Origin of the sequence: Geobacillus sp. ZGt-1 (assembly GCF_001026865.1) — a bacterium.
Classification (GTDB): domain Bacteria; phylum Bacillota; class Bacilli; order Bacillales; family Anoxybacillaceae; genus Geobacillus; species Geobacillus thermoleovorans.
Genome location: NZ_LDPD01000013.1, coordinates 250,019 through 268,061, shown reverse-complemented (window position 1 = coordinate 268,061; position 18,043 = coordinate 250,019). Strand labels below are relative to the sequence as shown.

The window sequence follows — 18,043 nt, the reverse complement described above, 5'->3', positions numbered from 1 at the left end:
AGCTTCCGCTCTCTTTCTATGTACCCATTTTCACCCCCCTTAAAAGCTGAACCGCTTCCGCATGACATGGAAGCTGAACTTGTCGGAGCGGAAGTAGTTGACGGAATAAAAAATCGGCTCATCGTTTTTATCGAAATGCATTTGCTTGAGCACAAGCAGCGCCGTTTCCGGGTCGCATTGCAAAATCGGCGACACTTTTTCATGATAGCCGAGCGGCACGATGCGCGCGACCGCATAGGCGATATCACGATGCGTTTGGTTGTGCAAGTTTTCAAACAGCGACTCCTGTTCATAGGAGATGCCCTTTGGCAAATATTTGCATAAAATTTTATCCAAGCAATAAACGACCGGCTCCCCATCGGCGGTGCGCACCCGCTCGATGAGCAACAAATTCTCGTCCGGCCGGCATTGGAAGCGGCGCATATCGTCTTCCGTCGGCTGTTGGATGGAGGAAGACAAAAAAATCGTTCCTGGCTTGCGCCCCGCTTGACGAATCATATCCGTGACGCTTGAGAGCTGCTCGATGCCGGACGTAAACAGCGGACGGGCGTTGACAAACGTTCCGACGCCGTGGCGGCGGATGATAATGTTTTCTTCTTCCAGCACCCGCAGCGCTTCCCTCAATGTCGCCCGGCTGACGCCAAGCTGTTTGGCGAGTTCAAACTCGGACGGCAGTTTTTGCTTTTCTTTGTACACTCCCGTTTCAATATCGCGCTTGATGCGATCAATCACTTGCAAGTAAAGGTGGCGGCTGTCTGATTTGATTGACATGACAACGTCCTCCGTGTTACGCATTTCCGTTGAGATCAGACCTCTGACATTAGACATATAACCTTTTTGAGATTACTATATCATTTTTTACTGGGCAAATAAATAGGTGATATCAAATTTTGTCGAAGAAAAAGAAATAGGATTGGCAACGCTTCCAATAAGATGTATGATTGAGCGGGCAGGCTTTTTTCGCCCGCCCTTTTTCCCATTTATGATGTCTTTTTTAAATCTTCCTTCGACCAAAGAACGGCGCGCGGCTTGCTTCCTTCATACGGGCCGACGACGCCGCGTTCCTCCATGGCATCAATGAGCCGAGCGGCGCGATTGTAACCGATGCGGAAGCGGCGTTGCAGCATCGAGACGGAGGCGCTTTGCATTTCAACGACAAGACGGACCGCCTCATCGTACAACTCGTCTTCAAGGGCTGAGGAAGAGGGTTCGCTGTCTTCGACGAACATCTCCTCATAATATTGCGCCTGCTGCTGTCCGATGACAAACCGAACGACTTCTTCCACCTCTTGGTCGGAGACAAACGCCCCTTGGACGCGCACTGGTTTTGAGGCCCCCATCGGCAAAAACAGCATATCGCCGCGGCCGAGCAGTTTTTCCGCCCCGCCCATATCCAAAATGGTGCGCGAGTCGATTTGCGATGATACACTGAAGGCGATGCGCGACGGAATGTTCGCTTTGATGACGCCGGTGATGACGTCCACCGACGGGCGCTGGGTGGCGATGATCAAATGGATGCCAGCGGCGCGCGCCATTTGCGCCAAACGGGTGATCGCCTCTTCCACATCCGAGGAAGCCACCATCATCAAGTCGGCCAATTCGTCGATGATCACGACGATGTATGGCAAAAGCGGCTGCTGTTCCGACGCCGTTTCGTTATGGTGGCGGATATGCTCGTTATATCCTTCAATGTTGCGCGTGCCGGTATGCGAGAACAGCTCGTAGCGCCGCTCCATTTCTTGGACGACTTTTTTCAGCGCCTGGGCCGCTTTTTTCGCGTCGGTGACGACCGGTGTCAACAAATGAGGAACACCGTTGTACACACTTAACTCCACCATTTTCGGATCGATCATCATCAGCTTCACCTCATGCGGCTTCGTGCGCATGAGCAGGCTGACGATAATGCCGTTGATGCAGACGCTTTTGCCGCTGCCGGTCGCGCCGGCGATCAACAAATGCGGCATTTTGTTTAGTTCCGCAGCGACGACTTCACCGGAGATGTCGCGCCCAAGCGGAATCAAAAGCTTCGCCTTGTCCCGTGTATGCTCAATGGCTTCCAGCACTTCGCGCAGCGAAACAGTGGCGATCTCTTCATTTGGCACTTCGATGCCGATCGCAGACTTGCCGGGGATCGGTGCTTCAATGCGGATGTCTTTCGCCGCCAAAGCGAGCGCCAAATCGTCGCTTAAGCTGACAATTTTGCTCACTTTCACCCCGACGTCCGGATACACTTCATATTTCGTCACCGCCGGACCGAGGTGCACTTGCGTCACTTTCGCCTTGACGCCGAAGCTTTGGAACGTTTTCTCCAGTTTTCGCGCGTTGGCGTAAATGTTCGCATGATCGGCCGATTGCCCGGCCGGCTTCGGCAGGCGAAGCAAATCAAGCGGCGGCAGGTCGTAATTGGTGTTTTCATGCTCGGAAAACGCAAGCGGCGGCGCCGGTTTGTCCTCCTCCCCCCCACTGTCGCCTTCCACCAGTGGATTCTTCTCTTCTTCCGGCTCAGCGGCCGACCGGACCGCGGCAAAATCGGAAATGATCGGCGGCGGGGAAAGCAGTTCCTCATCCGGCTCGACGCTGCTTGCTTCAGCCGGCTCGTCTTCCCGCTTTGCGGCCGCCCGCCGCGAGCGTCGGCTTCGGCCGCCGCTTTCCTTGCGCTTCCTCCCCGCCCGCCATTGCTTTATATCTTCGACAAACGCCAACCATTCTTTTCGCACAAACGCTGCGGCAAAAGCAACCCATTTGCCGGCCGTCTCGCGCAGCGATTTCCCGGTCAGCACGACAAAGCCGACGATGAACAGAAGGAAACAAATCCATTTCGTCCCGGGCGAATCGAACAGCTGGTAGCTGGCGGCAAATAACAGGGCGCCGACCATTCCGCCCCCTAAATCCACATCGGCCGCCTTGCCGCTTGCTTCGTTCCAAAACAGCCCCCACGTCGTCCGAATGATGCTCGGATCAAGCTCGCCGCGCCGCGACATGAGTTCAAACAGCTTGTCATGGCTCAAAAGCAGAAGCGCCGCGGCGATGGACGAAGCGCCGACAAACGGGCGGCCCGTCCATGACGGCCACTCCCGCCGCCACATGACGATGAGCGATAATAGGAAAAGTCCGCCTACTAATAGCATGTACCATTCGCCGAAAAAAAAGCGACCCACAAGCACGAGCGTCTCCCCGACAAGCCCGAGGCGGGCCATCGCAACGACAGCGACCGCGAGCAAGCCAAGTCCGATCAATTCAAAGCGGATTGTTTCCGTCCATGGCTGTGTTTTTGACGGCTTCCCTTTTCTTCTTCGCTTTCGTTTCGCCATGATCGTTCACTCCAGCATGAATGAATTGGCAAGCCGGAAAAAAGCAGCCAACAATGGCTGCTTTTTTCCGTTTGTTTACTATTATATCATGAACGGCTGAACAATTCATTACGATGTTGCCGCAGAAGCCGGAAATCTCGCCCCAGGCGCATATTTGGCGTTTAAAAAATGGAACGGATTCGTGCTTAAGTTTTGCACGATTTCATATTCTCCCGTTTCTACAGATTGGACGAGAAACGGAATGCCATCGTAATACACCATTTTCCGCTTCTCATAAACAGCGGCATCGACCGGAAAAATCAAATGTTCGGGCATGATCGTATACAAAATCATTGGACCATCTTCCCTTCCCCGTTTTTCCTCATCGCGATCAGCTCGCGCAGCTTCGCCATCGCTTGGGACACGCCCCCGACTTCATCGATGAGCCCGTACCGGACGGCGTCAGGCCCAACGACGTTCGTGCCGATGTCGCGCGTCAAATTGCCTTTGGAAAACATGAGCTCTTTAAACTTTTCCTCGCTGATCTTCGAATGTTTCGTCACGAAGCGGACGACGCGCTCCTGCATTTTATCCAAGTACTCAAACGTCTGCGGCACGCCGATGACAAGCCCCGTCAAACGGATCGGATGAATCGTCATCGTCGCCGTCTCGGTGATGAACGAATAGTTGCACGACACAGCGATCGGCACGCCGATCGAATGGCCGCCGCCAAGCACAACGGAAACAGTCGGTTTCGAGAGCGAGGCGAGCATTTCGGCAATGGCGAGCCCTGCTTCCACATCGCCGCCGACCGTATTTAAAATGACGAGCAGCCCCTCAATTTTCGGGTTTTGCTCGATGGCCACAATCTGTGGAATGACGTGCTCGTATTTCGTCGCCTTATTTTGCGGAGGCAGCTGAATATGCCCTTCAATCTGTCCGACAATCGTCAAACAATGAATGTTCGTATCGGGATCCATTTGCGGGACGTTCGTCTGCCCAAGCTGGGTGATGGCCGCAGTCGCTTCCTCGGCCTTTGTTTCCGGCTGTTCGCCCTCGGTTTCCGCTTGAAAATAACGTTCCTTCTCCATCCATTTCTCGTCTCCTTTCTTGTCGATCATACGCTTAGTATGGCCGAAAGAAAAAAGAAAAATGCCGGCAACGGCTGACCGTTCCCGGCATTTTCCAGTTGACTTTGAGCATGATTGCATTATACTTCCATAATAATAGGCAAAATCATTGGTCTGCGCTTCGTTTTTTCAAATAAAAACTGACTTAACGCTTCACGGATGTTCGCTTTCAACGACGACCATTCAAGCATGTACGATTCAAGGCAGCGCTCGATGATTGCCGCCACCATTTTCTCTGCTTCCTCAAGCAGTGTCTCAGACTCGCGCATGTAGACGAACCCCCGCGAAATGATTTCCGGGCCGGCGGCGATCGTTTTCGCTTCTTTATTCAGCGTGACGACGGCGATCAAAATGCCGTCCTGGGACAATAAGCGGCGGTCACGCAACACAATGTTGCCGACATCGCCAATGCCGAGGCCATCAATTAAAATATTGCCGTACGGCACTTTGCCGCCGGGGCGGGCGGCACCGCCGCGGAACTCGATCACTTCACCTTTGTCGATTAAAAACGTCCGCTCCTCCGAGATGCCGACCGCCTTCGCCAACCGGGCGTGCGCTTTTTGCATCCGATATTCCCCATGCACCGGAATAAAGTATTTTGGCTTCATTAAATTGAGCATCAACTTTAATTCTTCTTGGCAACCGTGCCCAGATACGTGCACTTGCCGGTCGCGGTAAATCACGTTGGCGCCGGCCCGATACAAGGCGTCAATCGTTTTCGCGAACCCAAGCTCATAGCCCGGCATGACGGATGCGGCGACGATGACGGTATCCCCTTCTTTGATGTTCACTTGTTTGTTCGCTTGACGCGCCATGCGCCAAAGCGCGCTCATCGGCTCGCCATGCCCGCCGGTTGTCAAAATGACGAGCTCGCGGTCATTGTAGCGATCGATATCGTGCGCAGAAATCGTCACCTTGTCTGGAACATGCAAATAGCCAAGGCGCACGGCGATGTCCATTACTTTATGCAGCGTTTTGCCAATGACTGCCACTTTACGCCCGGATTGGTGGGCGGCGTACAGCACCTGCTGGATGCGGGTGATGTTGGAAGCGTAGCAGGCAACAAACACTCGTCCTTTCGCATGGCCGATCACGTCAGCGATCTCATAGGCGACTACCGTATCGGAGCCGCTGTAGCCGGGGCGTTCGGCGTTTGTGCTGTCCGACAAAAGACACAGCACCCCTTCTTCGCCGATTTGCGCCATTTTCCCTAAGTCGGTGCGGTTGTTGCCGTACGGGGTTTGGTCGAATTTAAAATCGCTCGTGTACACGATCGCACCTTGCGATGTATGCAGACTGATGCCGATCGAATCGGGGATGCTGTGGATCGTGCGGAAAAACGTCACTTTCGCCTTGTCAAACACGAGCTCCGCATCCGGATGAACTTCATTGAGCTTCGCGCCCGACACCCCTTGTTCTTTTAACAGCGCCTCCGCCAACCCGAGCGTCAGCTTCGTTCCGTATACCGGCACAGACAGCTGCTTGAGCACGTAGGCGATCGCCCCCATATGCTCCTCGTGCCCGTGGGTGAGAAAAATTGCCTGAATGCGATGCTGCCGTTCAATCAAATATGTGATGTCCGGGATCACTTTGTCGATGCCGAGCATTTCGTCTTCCGGAAACATCACCCCGGCGTCGATGACAAAAATGTCCTCGTCCAATTCGACAACATACATGTTTTTGCCGATTTCTCCGACTCCCCCAAGGGCAAAAATGCGTATTTTCTCTACCGGCTTTATTTTCGATTTCAAGGCTGCGTCCTCCCAATTGTGATGCTAACCCGCTCAAAGTCACTTGCTTTTATTATAACGAATCGATGCTGAAAAACACAAGATGGTTCATTCACCAGCCAATGGATTTCACAGCCAAGGCAAAAAAAGGCCCCAACGCGCAAGCAAAGCGTTGGGGAATCGTTTCGTTACGACAGCGCATCGAGCAGGCGGCTTAGCTCCTTCCGCTCTTGTTCGGTGAGCGGCACAAGCGGAAGGCGCACCGAACCAACGTCCAGCCCGCGCAGCTGCAGCGCCGTTTTCACCGGCACCGGGCTTGGGGCGGCAAACAAGCCTTTCATGAGCGGCAGCCATTTTCGATGCAGCGCCGCCGCCTTCTGATGATCGCCCGCTAAAAAGGAACGAATCATTTCCTGCATTTCATTGCCAATGATGTGCGAAGCGACCGAGACGACGCCATTGCCGCCGATCGCTAGCACTGGAAGCGTCAAGCTGTCGTCGCCGCTGTAGAGCAAAAAGTCGTCCGGCGTACGCTCAATGATTTCCGCCATGGCGTCCAAATTGCCGCCCGCTTCCTTGACAGCGACAATGTTCGGAACTTCGGACAGCCGGATGACCGTCTCCGGAGCAAGACTCACCGACGTGCGCCCTGGAACGTTATACAGCATCACCGGCAGCGATGTGCTTTCGGCAATCGCTTTGAAATGTTGATACAGCCCTTCTTGGTTCGGCTTGTTGTAATACGGCGCCACAAGCATGACAGCATCGACGCCCGCCTCTTCCGCCTTTTTCGTCAGCTCGATCGACGCGCGCGTATCGTTCGTGCCCGTTCCAGCAATGACCGGCGCCCGGCCGTTGACGACGGAGACGACATGGCGAAAAAGCGCGATTTTTTCCTCGGTCGTCAACGTCGGCGACTCGCCGGTCGTGCCGGCGACAACGAGCGCATCTGTGCCATTGTCAAGCAAATAGTTGACAAGCTCCGTTGTTTTTGCCAAGTCGAGATTCCCTTTTCGGTCAAATGGCGTAACCATCGCCGTTATGATGTTCCCGAACTGAACCACGGTTTTCACTCCTCGCTCCAAATCGCTTCATCTTCGCCCGCATCCGCCTCGGATAAACAGAAGGCGTCATGCAGAGCGTTGACCGCCTTTTCCATATCGTCTTGCTTCACTAGCACCCAAATCGTCGTATGGCTGTCGGCGGACTGCAAAATTTGAATGCCTTGCTCCGACAAGGCAGTGACGATTTTCGCCGTCACCCCCGGTACGCCGGCAATGCCGGCGCCGACGACCGACACTTTGGCGCATCGGGGCGTCACGGCCGGTTCGTAGCCGATGCGGCGCAGGGCGGCCACCGCTTTTTCCGTCATGTCGCCGCTCACGGTGTACACAACACCGTACGGGGAAATGTTGATAAAGTCCACGCTGATCCCTTCATGGGCCATCGCTTGAAACACGTCAGACTGCAGCTCATAGTGGCCTTCTTTCGCCAGCACTTTGATTTGTGTGACGTCGGCGACGTACGTAATGCCGGTGACAAGCCGCTCTTTCACATCGCTTCCTTTTCGGCCGCGCACCGATGAAGTGACGAGCGTCCCGGGGGCATCGGAGTACGTCGAGCGAATGCGCAGCGGCACTTTCGCCTGCATGGCGATCTCCACCGCGCGCGGATGGATCACTTTCGCCCCTTGGTACGCCATGTTGCAAATTTCCGTATACGTAACGACGTCAAGCGGCCGGGCGCTCTCAACGATGCGCGGGTCGGCGGTCATGACGCCGTCGACATCGGTGAAAATATCAACCCACTCCGCGTTTAACGCCGCGCCGAGCGCTGCCGCCGACGTGTCGCTCCCGCCGCGGCCGAGCGTTGTTATGTCGCCGTTTTCCGCCATGCCTTGAAAGCCGGCGACAACGACGACGTCGTATTGCCGAAGCGCCTCAAGGAGGCGGTCGCAGCGCATTTCGAGAATTTTCGCGTTCGTATGATCGCTGTTCGTGCAAAATCCTGCCTGGGCGCCGGTGAACGCCGTCGCTTTGATGCCGTGTTCGTTCAACAAGTTGCTGAACACAACGCTTGAGATGATTTCTCCGCACGCCATAAGCATATCTTGCTCTCGTTTTGTGACATGGTGATGAACGCCGCCGATCAAACTAAGCAGCGTATCGGTCGCATATGGATCGCCGCAACGTCCCATAGCCGATACGACGGCCACGACTTTATAGCCATCTTCCAACGCCCGTTCAATATGGCGGCGCGCCAAGTTCCGCCCGCGCTCGTCGCGGACGGACGTGCCGCCGAACTTTTGAACAATGAGTTTCATGCTAACACCTCGATGCTTTTTCAAATGAGCCCGAGCTTCAACAAACTTTCTGCGATTTGCACCGAGTTCGAGGCTGCACCTTTTAGCAAGTTGTCAGCGACAATCCATAGATGGAAGCCGCGGCGGTTGTCCAAATCGCGGCGGATGCGGCCGACAAACACGTCGTACTTACCGACGCAATGGGCCGGCATCGGATACAACTGTTCGCTCGGATCATCTTGAAGCACGACGCCCGGCGCTTCGCGGAGCACCGCCTGCAAGTCAGAGGCGGTGACGCCGTCTTGTTCAATTTCGATGTACACCGATTCCGAATGGCCGCTCGCCACCGGAATGCGCACGCACGTCGCCGCCACTTTCAGCTCAGGCATATGCATAATTTTTTTTGTTTCATTGATCATTTTCATCTCTTCAAACGTAAATCCATTGTCTTGAAACTTATCGATTTGCGGAATGGCGTTGAACGCAATTGGGTAATGCTTTCGGTCCGATTTCACTGGCAAAATGTTCGCCTCCACCGGCTTCCCTTCGAGCACCGCTTTCGTCTGCTCGTTGAGCTCTTCAATGGCCTGCGCTCCCGCCCCGGAGACGGCTTGGTACGTCGAGACAATGACGCGCTCTAGGCCAAACGCCTTCCGAATCGGCTCCAACGCCACAACCATTTGAATCGTCGAGCAGTTCGGATTGGCGATAATGCCGTTATGCCACGTCAAGTCGCTTTCGTTCACTTCCGGAACGACAAGCGGCACGTTTTCCTCCATCCGAAACGCGCTCGTATTGTCGATCACGATCGCTCCGCGCCGCACCGCTTCCGGCGCCAGCGCTTTCGATACGGCGCCGCCGGCGCTGAACAAGGCGATGTCGACCCCGTCAAAGCGCTCGGGCGATGCCGCCTGCACTTCGATCTCCTCGCTGCGAAAGCGCATTTTTTTGCCGGCTGACCGCTCCGATGACAACAAAGTCAATTTTCCAACCGGGAAGTTCCGGTCTTCAAGCGTCCGCACCATTTGCTGCCCGACGGCCCCCGTTGCTCCGACGACAGCGACATGATATTGTTTTTGAGCCATCCACCATTCTCCTTCCACATCGTCACTCTAAGAAGTGAATTCATAGTCTTTATTTTATCACATTCCGCTGTGGACGAGAGAACATTTTTATGCGGAACATGGATTTTCGATTCAGTTGTAGCGGAACCGCTCGATAATGACCGGCTGCAGCTGCTTCCCTTCAAGCGCGGCAAGAATCGTATCGCGCAAAAGCGGCATGTAGGCGACCATGGAGTTCGGCTTCGCCTGCGGGGCGTCTTGGCCGAACGGGATGAAATAAATGTTTTTTGCTGCCATAAGCCGCATTAGATTGACGCCGTTTAAGCCGAGCGCATCGTTCGTCGAAATGCCAAGCACGACCGGGCGGTGGTTGCGCATCGTCGCTTTCGCCGCCATCAGCACGGGGGAATCCGTCATGGCATTGGCCAGCTTGCTCATCGAGTTGCCGGTGAGCGGAGCGATCACCATGCAGTCGAGCGGAATTTTCGGCCCGAGAGGCTCCGCTTTGACGATCGTATCGATCACTTCATGTCCGGTCAGTTGTTCGAGTTTTTTCACCCATTCTTCCCCTTCGCCAAAGCGGGTGTTCGTCGTTTTCACCGTATAGGTGACGATCGGCAGCACCTCCGCTCCTTCGTTGACAAGCTTCTCGATCTCCGGGAACACCGCATCATATGTGCAATGCGACCCGGTGAGGCCAAAGCCGATCCGTTTTCCTTTCAAGCTGTTTCCGCTCATGCATGATTCTCCTCCCGTTTTTGTAAATCTGCATATAATAGTTGCGCCAAGACGTTGGCGATGATTTGCCCAGCTGTCTTCGGCGCGACAATCCCCGGCAGCCCGGGCGCCAAAATGGCTTTCACTCCCCGTTTTTCGGCATAGCGGAAGTCAGTGCCGCCCGGTTTTGACGCCAAATCGATAATCAGCGTATGGGGCGGCATTTTGGCGATGACGCTCGCCGTCACGATGAGATGAGGCACGGTGTTGATGCAGACGTCAATGTCACGCACTTCTTTTTCCAAATCGTTTAAGTGAAACGGCACGAGCCCCATTTCTGTAATGCGGGCGAGATGCTCCGACCGGCGCGCCCCGACTTTCACTTTCGCCCCCAACGCGGCGAACGTCCGGGCGACGGTCATGCCAACGCGTCCAAGCCCCAAGACGGCAACGCATGAGCCGTGGATCGTAAAATCCGTATGCTGAATGACCATCATCACCGTGCCTTCCGCGGTCGGAATGGAGTTGTAAATGGCGACATCGTCGCGCTCAAACAACTGCACGTGCTTGCGCCCTGTTTTTTTCACCAATTCGTCCAAATACGCGTTGCTGATGCCGGAATAAATCGTGCATTGCCGCGCCGTTTTTTGCACCATCTCTTCTGTAAACGGAATCGGTTCGTGGGCAAACACGCTGTTGACGTTTCCGTCCAGCGTCGTGCCGTGAACCGGCAGAATGATCGCATCCAAATCGGCAAAATCGACTTCGCCAATCGGCAGCTTCATCGCCCCGGTGAAATGATGGGCGAGCTGGTCGAAGCCGACAAGCGACAACTTCGCGTCGAGTTCAACGAGTTTGCGGATGACTTCAAGCTGCCTAGCATCGCCGCCGATGATGGCGATATGCATTCCTGTCAGCATCATGTTGTACGCTCACCTTCTTTTCTGGCAAACTGCTCCGTTTCCTTTCCCATCTTATGTTGGAAGGAAAATATAGGTGAATATCCTTGCGGGAAAAAATGGGCGATATACGCCCAAAGCTGACAAGAGGCAGTCATTTTTTTTGTTTTTGTTCCTTACATATAAAGTAAAGAAGCGAAAAAGGAGGAAACCAGCATGAGGCTGAGCGAATTAAGCGGAAAAGAAATTGTCGATGTAAGCCGAGCCGAGCGGCTCGGGGTGCTCGGGCAGACCGATTTGGAAATCAACGAGCAAACGGGGCAGATCGAGGCGCTGCTCATCCCAACGGGAAAATGGTTCGGGTTTCGCAAAGACGGACAGGAAATTCGCGTGCCGTGGAAATATATTCGCAAAATCGGCGCCGATATGGTGATGATCGACGTCCCCGAGGAAGGGTGAAAGAGGCGGAAACGAAAAAGCTAACAACCTAGCGAAAGGTCGTTAGCTTTTTTGGGCTCGGTCTATGAACGGAGCGGGCGCGGCAGCACGCCGTCCGGGCTGATTAAGGCGAGCGCGTAATCGTCCGTGAAAACCGTGCGCGCCAGTTCGTTTACTTTTTCCACCGTGACACTTTCAATCTCTTCAATGATCTCATCAAGCGAGCGGTGGCGGCCGAGAAGGAGTTCATTTTTGCCGTTGCGGCTCATCCGGCTGTTCGTGCTCTCGAGCCCAAGCATCAGGCTTCCTTTCATCTGCTCTTTGCTGTTATGCAACTCTTTTTCGGTCACTCCGTCCTCCTTCAGCTGGCGAATGGTGTGCTGGATCGTTTCGAACAGCACATCAAGCTGGCTGCTTCCTGTGCCGGCGTAAATGGCGAGCAGGCCGCTGTCTTGGTAGGCGGAATGGTACGAGAACACCGAATACGCCAATCCGCGCTGTTCGCGCACTTCCTGAAACAGCCGGCTGCTCATGCTGCCGCCTAAAATATTGTTCAAGATGAGGAGCGGGTACGCGTCCGGATGGCCGATCGGCAACCCGTTGAATCCGATGCATACGTGCGCCTGCTCAGTGTCCTTTTTGCGCGCGATCTTTTGCGGCACAAACGCCGGCGTCCCTGAAGAAGGCGGCTTGCTCTCTGCGGCAAACGAGCCGAAATAGCGCTCGACCTCATCAATAAACCGTTCGTCGACGTTGCCGGCGACCGAAATGACGACGCGATCCGGTGTATAGTAGTCCGCCATATATTGGCGCAGCGTGTCGCCAGTAAACGTGCGCAGCGTCTCTTCCGTGCCCAAAATCGGATAGCCGAGCGGATGACCCGCATAGCACGCTTTGCCGAGCAAATCGTGGACGATGTCATCCGGTGTATCTTCATACATTTTGATTTCCTCGAGCACGACGTTGCGCTCCTTTTGCAGCTCATCCTCCACAAATGTCGAGTGGAAAAACATATCGGCGAGCATTTCAAGCGCCAGCGGCGCGTGTTCATCCAACACTTTGGCGTAGTAACACGTATACTCCTTCGATGTAAAGGCGTTTACTTGCCCGCCGATGCTGTCGAATGCTTCCGCAATGTCCCGGGCCGTGCGCGTCGTTGTCCCCTTGAAAAACATATGCTCTAAAAAATGGGAAATGCCATTGGTTTGCTCCGTTTCATTGCGCGAGCCGGTCCCGATCCATATGCCGATGGCCACCGACCTTACAGTCGGAATTTGCTCGAGCACGATTCGCACACCGTTTTTGCACGTATATTTGTTAATCAACTCCATGTTCCTCCTGTTTGTTTGCCAGTCTTTTCTCATCGAATAAGGCCGTCAAGCTGCCTAGGGCGTAGCCTTTTTGCTTAATCGAGATGATCAGCTCGTCAAGTGCAGCCGCCGTCGGCATCGTTGGGTGCATCAAAATGATGGCGCCAGGATGAACTTTCGATGTCACCCGTTTCACTATAACAGATGGCGACGGTTTTTGCCAATCAATTGTATCGACGCTCCATAGAATCGTTTTCATGCCGAGTTCCGCGGCGACCTCGACGACCTCGTCGCGGTAGCTGCCGCTTGGCGGGGCAAACCATTTGCATTTAACCGATGTCGCCGCCTCAATCACTTCGTTTGTTTTTTCGAGCTCGCGGCGGATGTTGTCGACAGCGAGCGTTTTCATATCGGGATGGCTGTAGGAATGGTTGCCGATTTCATGGCCGGCGTCTGCTATCATTTTTGCCATCTCCGGGTGTTTTTTTACCCATCGTCCTTCCAAAAAGAACGTCGCCTTGACATCGTATTTTTTCATCGTCTCAAGCATGTCGGGGAGGTATTCTTCCCCCCAAGCGACATTGACCGCAAACGCCACCATCGGCTTGTCAGGATGGCCGCGGTAAATCGGCGCCGGCGGCAAATCGTCCAAATGGACGCGCGGGGGCACTTGACGGAACACGAGTTTTCGCTCATCAAACATCCCCGTTTTCTTCATGTTTTGATAGGAGGCGTCAATGTCGACGGCGAGCCCGTTGTAGCCGGGCGTCGCCTTCCATACTTTATCGATGACCGCATCTTGGGCGGGAATTTCATATTGCTTCGCTTGTTTGACGATCGTGTCGTACAGCTTGTCGCGCTCTTTCATCGCGGTTGTTTCCATCGGACGCCAGCTCGCGATGTAATCGCCAACCGGAGGCCAATGAACCGCCGCCCAGGCGGCAAGAAACATGACCGCTAGCGCCATATAGCGGGCAATTCCGTTGTTCACCCTTGTCCCCCTCCTTTTTTACTACTACAACATATGTCTTAGGGGGACAGGATAGAACATAACAAAAGAGCCTTAAGAAACAAATTCCTAAGGCTTCATGCGATGGCGCTCCGGCCGTCTTCCTCGTTTTTCCCTAGATTCCCGCGGCAGTTCCCCTCCAATGTTGCGGGCATCGCGCAACACCGCTTTGCGCGACAGGTTGACGCGCCCTTGCTTATCGATTTCCGTTACTTTCACTAAAATTTCATCGCCAATCGAAACGACGTCTTCGACTTTGCCGACCCGCCCTTCAGCGAGCTCGGAAATATGGACAAGCCCGTCTTTGCCGTTGAACAACTCAACGAAGGCGCCGAATTTTTCAATCCGTTTCACTTTGCCTAAGTACACTTGGCCGACTTCGACTTCACGGACGATGTCTTCGATGATTTGCTTCGCTTTTTGGTTGGCTGCTTCATCCACAGACGAGATGAAAATCGTGCCGTCTTGTTCGATGTCGATTTTGACGCCGGTTTCGTCGATGATTTTGTTGATCTGCTTGCCGCTTGGTCCGATCACCTCCCGGATTTTGTCCGGGTTGATGTGCATGATCAAAATTTTCGGTGCATATTTGGACAGCTCTTTGCGCGGTTCGCTGAGCGTTTGCATCATATGATCCAAAATCTCGAGCCGCCCTTTGCGCGCTTGCATGAGCGCCTCTTCCAAAATCTCGCGCGTCAATCCTTTTATTTTAATGTCCATTTGCAATGCCGTCACGCCTTTTCTCGTGCCGGCGACTTTAAAGTCCATATCGCCAAGATGGTCTTCGATGCCTTGAATGTCCGTCAAAATCGTGTAATGGTCGTCGTTTTTCACAAGCCCCATGGCAATGCCGGCGACCGGTGCTTTAATCGGCACCCCAGCATCCATCATCGCCAGCGTGCTGGCGCAAATGCTGGCCTGCGATGTCGAGCCGTTCGACTCAAGCACTTCTGAAACGAGGCGGATCGTATACGGGAATTCGCGCTCCGACGGCACGACCGGCTCGAGCGCCCGTTCGCCAAGCGCCCCGTGTCCGATTTCACGACGCCCCGGCCCGCGCATCGGCCCGGTTTCCCCGACGGAAAACGGCGGGAAGTTGTAATGGTGCATAAACCGCTTCGATTCTTCAAGGTCAAGCCCGTCCAAAATTTGCACGTCGCCAAGCGCCCCAAGCGTACAAATGCTCAACACTTGCGTCTGCCCGCGCGTAAACAAACCGGAGCCGTGCGTGCGCGGCAGGACGCCGACCGCCGATGAAAGCGGACGGATTTCATCGACTTTGCGCCCGTCCGGACGGATTTTCTCGACCGTGATCAAACGGCGCACTTCCTCTTTTACGAGTTTATGCAAAATTTCCTGTACTTGCTTGAGCTTCTCCTCATCCGCTTCTTCCGCCTCATATTTGGCGATGACGCCAGCTTTCACATCTTCAATGGCAGCATCGCGCGCCAGTTTCTCCGGCACTTGCACCGCTCGCTTAATGTCCGCTTCGGCAAGCTGGCGGATTTCCGCCTCCAGCGCTGGATCCGGCTCGTAAAGGACGACTTCCATTTTTTCTTTGCCGACTTGGGCGGCGATTTCCTCTTGGAAGGCGATGAGCCGCTTCACTTCCTCATGGCCGAACATGATCGCTTCCAAAATCACTTCTTCCGGCACCTCATCTGCCCCGGCTTCCACCATGTTGATCGCATCTTTTGTGCCGGCGACGACAAGATGCAGATCGCTTTTTTCCATTTGCTCGACCGTCGGATTGATGACAAACTGGCCGTCGACGCGGCCGACGATGACACCGGCGATCGGCCCTTCAAACGGAATGTCGGAAATCGTCAGCGCCACCGACGAACCGATTAAGGCCGCTACTTCCGGCGCGCAGTCTTGATCAACGCTCATGACCATCGAGACGACTTGCACTTCGTTGCGGAATCCTTCGGCAAACAGCGGGCGAATCGGTCGGTCGATGAGACGGCTCACCAAAATGGCTTTCTCGCTCGGGCGACCTTCGCGCTTAATAAACCCGCCAGGAATTTTTCCAACCGCATACAACCGTTCCTCGTAGTTGACGGTGAGCGGGAAAAAGTCAACGTTTTTCGCCTCTCGCGACGCGGTGGCTGTGCTCAACACGACCGTATCGCCGTAGCGGACGAGCGCCGCGCCATTCGCCTGTTTCGCCAGCTCGCCGGTCTCAATGATGAGCGGCCGCCCGGCCACATCGATGGAAAACACGCGTTTCTCTTGTTCCATACAGACGAGTACTCCTCTCTATGTACAGATGAAATTATAGATCCGCTGATGATTAGTATAGACGAATTGGCACCATTGTTATCATCGCCGTGTCAATCACGCCTATAAACTAGCAAAAAAGCGGGAATGCTCCCGCTTTTTTATCGACGTAATCCAAGTTTCTCAATCAATTCACGGTAGCGCGCCACATCTTTCTTGCGCAAGTAGGCCAATAAGTTGCGGCGCTTCCCGACCATTTTCAGCAAGCCGCGCCGTGAATGATGGTCTTTTTTATGAATGCGCAAATGCTCGTTCAAGTTGTTGATTTGCTCCGTCAGGATCGCAACTTGCACTTCCGGAGAACCAGTGTCGTTCTCATGGATTTTAAACTGCTCGATGATTTCGCGTTTGCGCTCCTGCGTCAATGCCATCCTTGTTCACCTCCCTAGTCCTAGATCCCCGATTGCCGAGCGGGCGTCGGTGACTCGCCTAGCCAAGCAATGGTTCGCATACATTGATTAGAATACCTCTTTTTCCGGCAAAATGCAAGTCTTTTCGCTGAAACAGCGGAAATACTGCTCCGCCTCTTTCTTGTCGCGGGCGATTTGCGCCGTCAGTTCATCGACACTGGTAAACTTCTGCTCGCTCCGCAGACGGCGGTGCCACTCAATTGTCATCGTTTGTCCATAAATATCGCCGGAAAACTCGAATAAGTGCACCTCAATATTCGGCAATCCTTCGCGCGTTTTATGGAACGTCGGTTTGTAGCCGACGTTCGCCACCCCTTCATATACTTGCCCGCCGATCACCGCCTTGACTGCATAGACGCCGACTGCCGGCAAGGCATAATCGCTGTTTAAAGCGATGTTCGCCGTTGGAAAGCCGATCATCCGCCCGCGCCGTTCCCCGGCAACGACCGTTCCTTCAAGCTCATAAAAGCGGCCGAGCAGGCGGGGAAGCTGTTCGACCGCCCCGTCTTCGAGCAGTTTCCGCACCCGGGACGAGCTCACTTTTTCCCCGTCGACCGCGAGCTTCGGAATGACCGTCTGTCCAAAGCGGCCGCGCGCATGAATCGGCATCGTCTCCATCGTTCCTTTTCCGAACCGCCCATAAGTGAAATCGAAGCCGGCGACGACATGTTTCACGTGCAACCCGTCCAAATATTGGTCAACGAACGCTTCTGGCGACAGCGCAGCAAACGTCGGCGTAAATTCAACGATGTACAGCCGGTTGACGCCAAGTGATGCAATCAGCTGCTCCTTTTTGCCAAGCGGCGTGATCGAGCGCAGCTCGGACTGTTTGCCAAGCACAACGGACGGATGAGGATGAAACGTCATCACCGCGCTTTCGTACCCACGCTCGTTGGCGATCTCGACCGCGGTGCGGATCACTTTTTGATGGCCGAGGTGGATGCCGTCGAAATAGCCCAGCGCCATCACCGTCGGAGGGAGCGCCTGGCGTTCGAGACGGTGGGGATGCGAAAGAAACAGCGTTTCCATGTCCATGACCTACCTTCTTTATTTCCGCGCTGCACCCGCGGCGTTAACGAAACACTTTGAGCGGTTTCATCAAGCCGGGGCGCGCCGGATGCTTCACGTACAGGGCCAGCGCTTCCCGCTCGGGCGAAACAAGCACGACCGGCCCGTCAAGCTTCTCTAAAAAAGCGGGAAGCCGGAGCAGCGCCCCGTTTTTTACCTTCTCTGCTACTTTATCATTGATTTCATATTTCGGCAAATGAAAAAGCGCCCGCTCGATCGGGATGAGCAAGGCATCAGCCGTCCCGTCGGCCGCCCGGCGCTCAACGTCTTCAAACGTTACGCAATCTTCAAGCCGAAACGGCCCGGACGCCGTACGGATGAGGTCGGACATATGCGCCGGATAGCCGAGCCGCTCGCCGATCATCACCGCCAGCGTACGCACGTACGTGCCTTTGC

General features: G+C 54.6%; 16 protein-coding genes and 1 pseudogene. 1 reads left to right on the top strand and 16 read right to left on the bottom strand.

Annotation, left to right across the window (positions count from 1 at the left end; genetic code table 11):
* Nucleotides 1–39 precede the first annotated feature (39 nt).
* The 10 genes from VU18_RS05565 to dpaA all read right to left on the bottom strand — a co-directional run bounded on the left by VU18_RS05565 (nucleotide 40) and on the right by dpaA (nucleotide 11,156).
* Nucleotides 40–771 (bottom strand): GntR family transcriptional regulator, encoded by a 732-nt coding sequence (locus VU18_RS05565; protein ID WP_011230782.1) that lies wholly within the window; start codon nucleotides 769–771, stop codon nucleotides 40–42.
* Nucleotides 772–980: 209 nt separating this feature from the next.
* Entirely contained in the window at nucleotides 981–3,311 is a 2,331-nt protein-coding gene (locus VU18_RS05560; RefSeq protein WP_011230781.1) for a DNA translocase FtsK, read from the bottom strand.
* 108 nt (nucleotides 3,312–3,419) lie between these two features.
* Nucleotides 3,420–3,644 (bottom strand): YlzJ-like family protein, encoded by a 225-nt coding sequence (locus VU18_RS05555; protein ID WP_011230780.1) that lies wholly within the window; start codon nucleotides 3,642–3,644, stop codon nucleotides 3,420–3,422.
* Nucleotides 3,641–4,381: a ClpP family protease gene (locus tag VU18_RS05550; protein WP_011230779.1), complete on the bottom strand. Its 741-nt coding sequence runs from the start codon at nucleotides 4,379–4,381 to the stop codon at nucleotides 3,641–3,643. The genes VU18_RS05555 and VU18_RS05550 overlap by 4 nt, the downstream gene beginning before the upstream one ends.
* A gap of 119 nt (nucleotides 4,382–4,500) precedes the next feature.
* Entirely contained in the window at nucleotides 4,501–6,171 is a 1,671-nt protein-coding gene (locus VU18_RS05545; protein WP_011230778.1) for a ribonuclease J, read from the bottom strand.
* A gap of 167 nt (nucleotides 6,172–6,338) precedes the next feature.
* Nucleotides 6,339–7,214 carry a 4-hydroxy-tetrahydrodipicolinate synthase gene (dapA, locus tag VU18_RS05540; protein WP_011230777.1) on the bottom strand — a complete coding sequence of 292 codons (876 nt, stop codon included), beginning with the start codon at nucleotides 7,212–7,214 and terminating at the stop codon, nucleotides 6,339–6,341.
* A 5-nt stretch (nucleotides 7,215–7,219) separates the two neighbouring features.
* Nucleotides 7,220–8,473 (bottom strand): aspartate kinase, encoded by a 1,254-nt coding sequence (gene dapG / locus VU18_RS05535; protein ID WP_011230776.1) that lies wholly within the window; start codon nucleotides 8,471–8,473, stop codon nucleotides 7,220–7,222.
* A gap of 20 nt (nucleotides 8,474–8,493) precedes the next feature.
* Nucleotides 8,494–9,537, bottom strand: coding sequence for an aspartate-semialdehyde dehydrogenase (asd, locus tag VU18_RS05530; RefSeq protein ID WP_014195482.1), 1,044 nt, complete (start codon nucleotides 9,535–9,537; stop codon nucleotides 8,494–8,496).
* A 111-nt stretch (nucleotides 9,538–9,648) separates the two neighbouring features.
* Nucleotides 9,649–10,254 carry a dipicolinate synthase subunit B gene (locus tag VU18_RS05525; RefSeq protein ID WP_011230774.1) on the bottom strand — a complete coding sequence of 202 codons (606 nt, stop codon included), beginning with the start codon at nucleotides 10,252–10,254 and terminating at the stop codon, nucleotides 9,649–9,651.
* The gene (dpaA, locus tag VU18_RS05520) at nucleotides 10,251–11,156 is read right to left on the bottom strand and encodes a dipicolinic acid synthetase subunit A (protein WP_013145722.1); all 906 of its coding nucleotides are present in this window, start codon (nucleotides 11,154–11,156) and stop codon (nucleotides 10,251–10,253) included. The genes VU18_RS05525 and dpaA overlap by 4 nt, the downstream gene beginning before the upstream one ends.
* 192 nt (nucleotides 11,157–11,348) lie before the next feature.
* On the opposite strand from dpaA, the gene VU18_RS05515 reads away from it, so the two are divergent.
* Nucleotides 11,349–11,591, top strand: coding sequence for a YlmC/YmxH family sporulation protein (locus VU18_RS05515; protein ID WP_011230772.1), 243 nt, complete (start codon nucleotides 11,349–11,351; stop codon nucleotides 11,589–11,591).
* A gap of 62 nt (nucleotides 11,592–11,653) precedes the next feature.
* On the opposite strand, the gene VU18_RS05510 is transcribed toward VU18_RS05515, so the two are convergent.
* From VU18_RS05510 to truB, 6 genes and pseudogenes are all read right to left on the bottom strand, one after another.
* Nucleotides 11,654–12,901, bottom strand: coding sequence for a pitrilysin family protein (locus VU18_RS05510; RefSeq protein ID WP_014195480.1), 1,248 nt, complete (start codon nucleotides 12,899–12,901; stop codon nucleotides 11,654–11,656).
* Nucleotides 12,888–13,871 carry a polysaccharide deacetylase family protein gene (locus VU18_RS05505; protein WP_047757750.1) on the bottom strand — a complete coding sequence of 328 codons (984 nt, stop codon included), beginning with the start codon at nucleotides 13,869–13,871 and terminating at the stop codon, nucleotides 12,888–12,890. Before VU18_RS05505 ends, VU18_RS05510 begins: the two co-directional genes overlap by 14 nt.
* 87 nt (nucleotides 13,872–13,958) lie before the next feature.
* Nucleotides 13,959–16,130 (bottom strand): polyribonucleotide nucleotidyltransferase, encoded by a 2,172-nt coding sequence (gene pnp, locus VU18_RS05500; RefSeq protein WP_015374434.1) that lies wholly within the window; start codon nucleotides 16,128–16,130, stop codon nucleotides 13,959–13,961.
* 140 nt (nucleotides 16,131–16,270) lie between these two features.
* The gene (gene rpsO / locus VU18_RS05495; protein WP_011230768.1) at nucleotides 16,271–16,540 is read right to left on the bottom strand and encodes a 30S ribosomal protein S15; all 270 of its coding nucleotides are present in this window, start codon (nucleotides 16,538–16,540) and stop codon (nucleotides 16,271–16,273) included.
* An 87-nt stretch (nucleotides 16,541–16,627) separates the two neighbouring features.
* Nucleotides 16,628–17,608, bottom strand: coding sequence for a bifunctional riboflavin kinase/FAD synthetase (gene ribF / locus VU18_RS05490; RefSeq protein ID WP_031206507.1), 981 nt, complete (start codon nucleotides 17,606–17,608; stop codon nucleotides 16,628–16,630).
* A gap of 43 nt (nucleotides 17,609–17,651) precedes the next feature.
* A pseudogene (truB, locus tag VU18_RS19405) lies at nucleotides 17,652–18,043 on the bottom strand (tRNA pseudouridine(55) synthase TruB); the annotation flags it as partial.

Bases quoted from the DNA above. Each gene is read 5' to 3' on its own strand.
- VU18_RS05565 (WP_011230782.1), bottom strand. From the start codon at position 771: ATGTCAATCAAATCAGACAGCCGCCACCTTTACTTGCAAGTGATTGAT.
- VU18_RS05560 (WP_011230781.1), bottom strand. From the start codon at position 3,311: ATGGCGAAACGAAAGCGAAGAAGAAAAGGGAAGCCGTCAAAAACACAG.
- VU18_RS05555 (WP_011230780.1), bottom strand. From the start codon at position 3,644: ATGATTTTGTATACGATCATGCCCGAACATTTGATTTTTCCGGTCGAT.
- VU18_RS05550 (WP_011230779.1), bottom strand. From the start codon at position 4,381: ATGGAGAAGGAACGTTATTTTCAAGCGGAAACCGAGGGCGAACAGCCG.
- dapG (WP_011230776.1), bottom strand. From the start codon at position 8,473: ATGAAACTCATTGTTCAAAAGTTCGGCGGCACGTCCGTCCGCGACGAG.
- asd (WP_014195482.1), bottom strand. From the start codon at position 9,537: ATGGCTCAAAAACAATATCATGTCGCTGTCGTCGGAGCAACGGGGGCC.
- VU18_RS05525 (WP_011230774.1), bottom strand. From the start codon at position 10,254: ATGAGCGGAAACAGCTTGAAAGGAAAACGGATCGGCTTTGGCCTCACC.
- dpaA (WP_013145722.1), bottom strand. From the start codon at position 11,156: ATGATGCTGACAGGAATGCATATCGCCATCATCGGCGGCGATGCTAGG.
- VU18_RS05515 (WP_011230772.1), top strand. From the start codon at position 11,349: ATGAGGCTGAGCGAATTAAGCGGAAAAGAAATTGTCGATGTAAGCCGA.
- VU18_RS05510 (WP_014195480.1), bottom strand. From the start codon at position 12,901: ATGGAGTTGATTAACAAATATACGTGCAAAAACGGTGTGCGAATCGTG.
- pnp (WP_015374434.1), bottom strand. From the start codon at position 16,130: ATGGAACAAGAGAAACGCGTGTTTTCCATCGATGTGGCCGGGCGGCCG.
- rpsO (WP_011230768.1), bottom strand. From the start codon at position 16,540: ATGGCATTGACGCAGGAGCGCAAACGCGAAATCATCGAGCAGTTTAAA.
- ribF (WP_031206507.1), bottom strand. From the start codon at position 17,608: ATGGAAACGCTGTTTCTTTCGCATCCCCACCGTCTCGAACGCCAGGCG.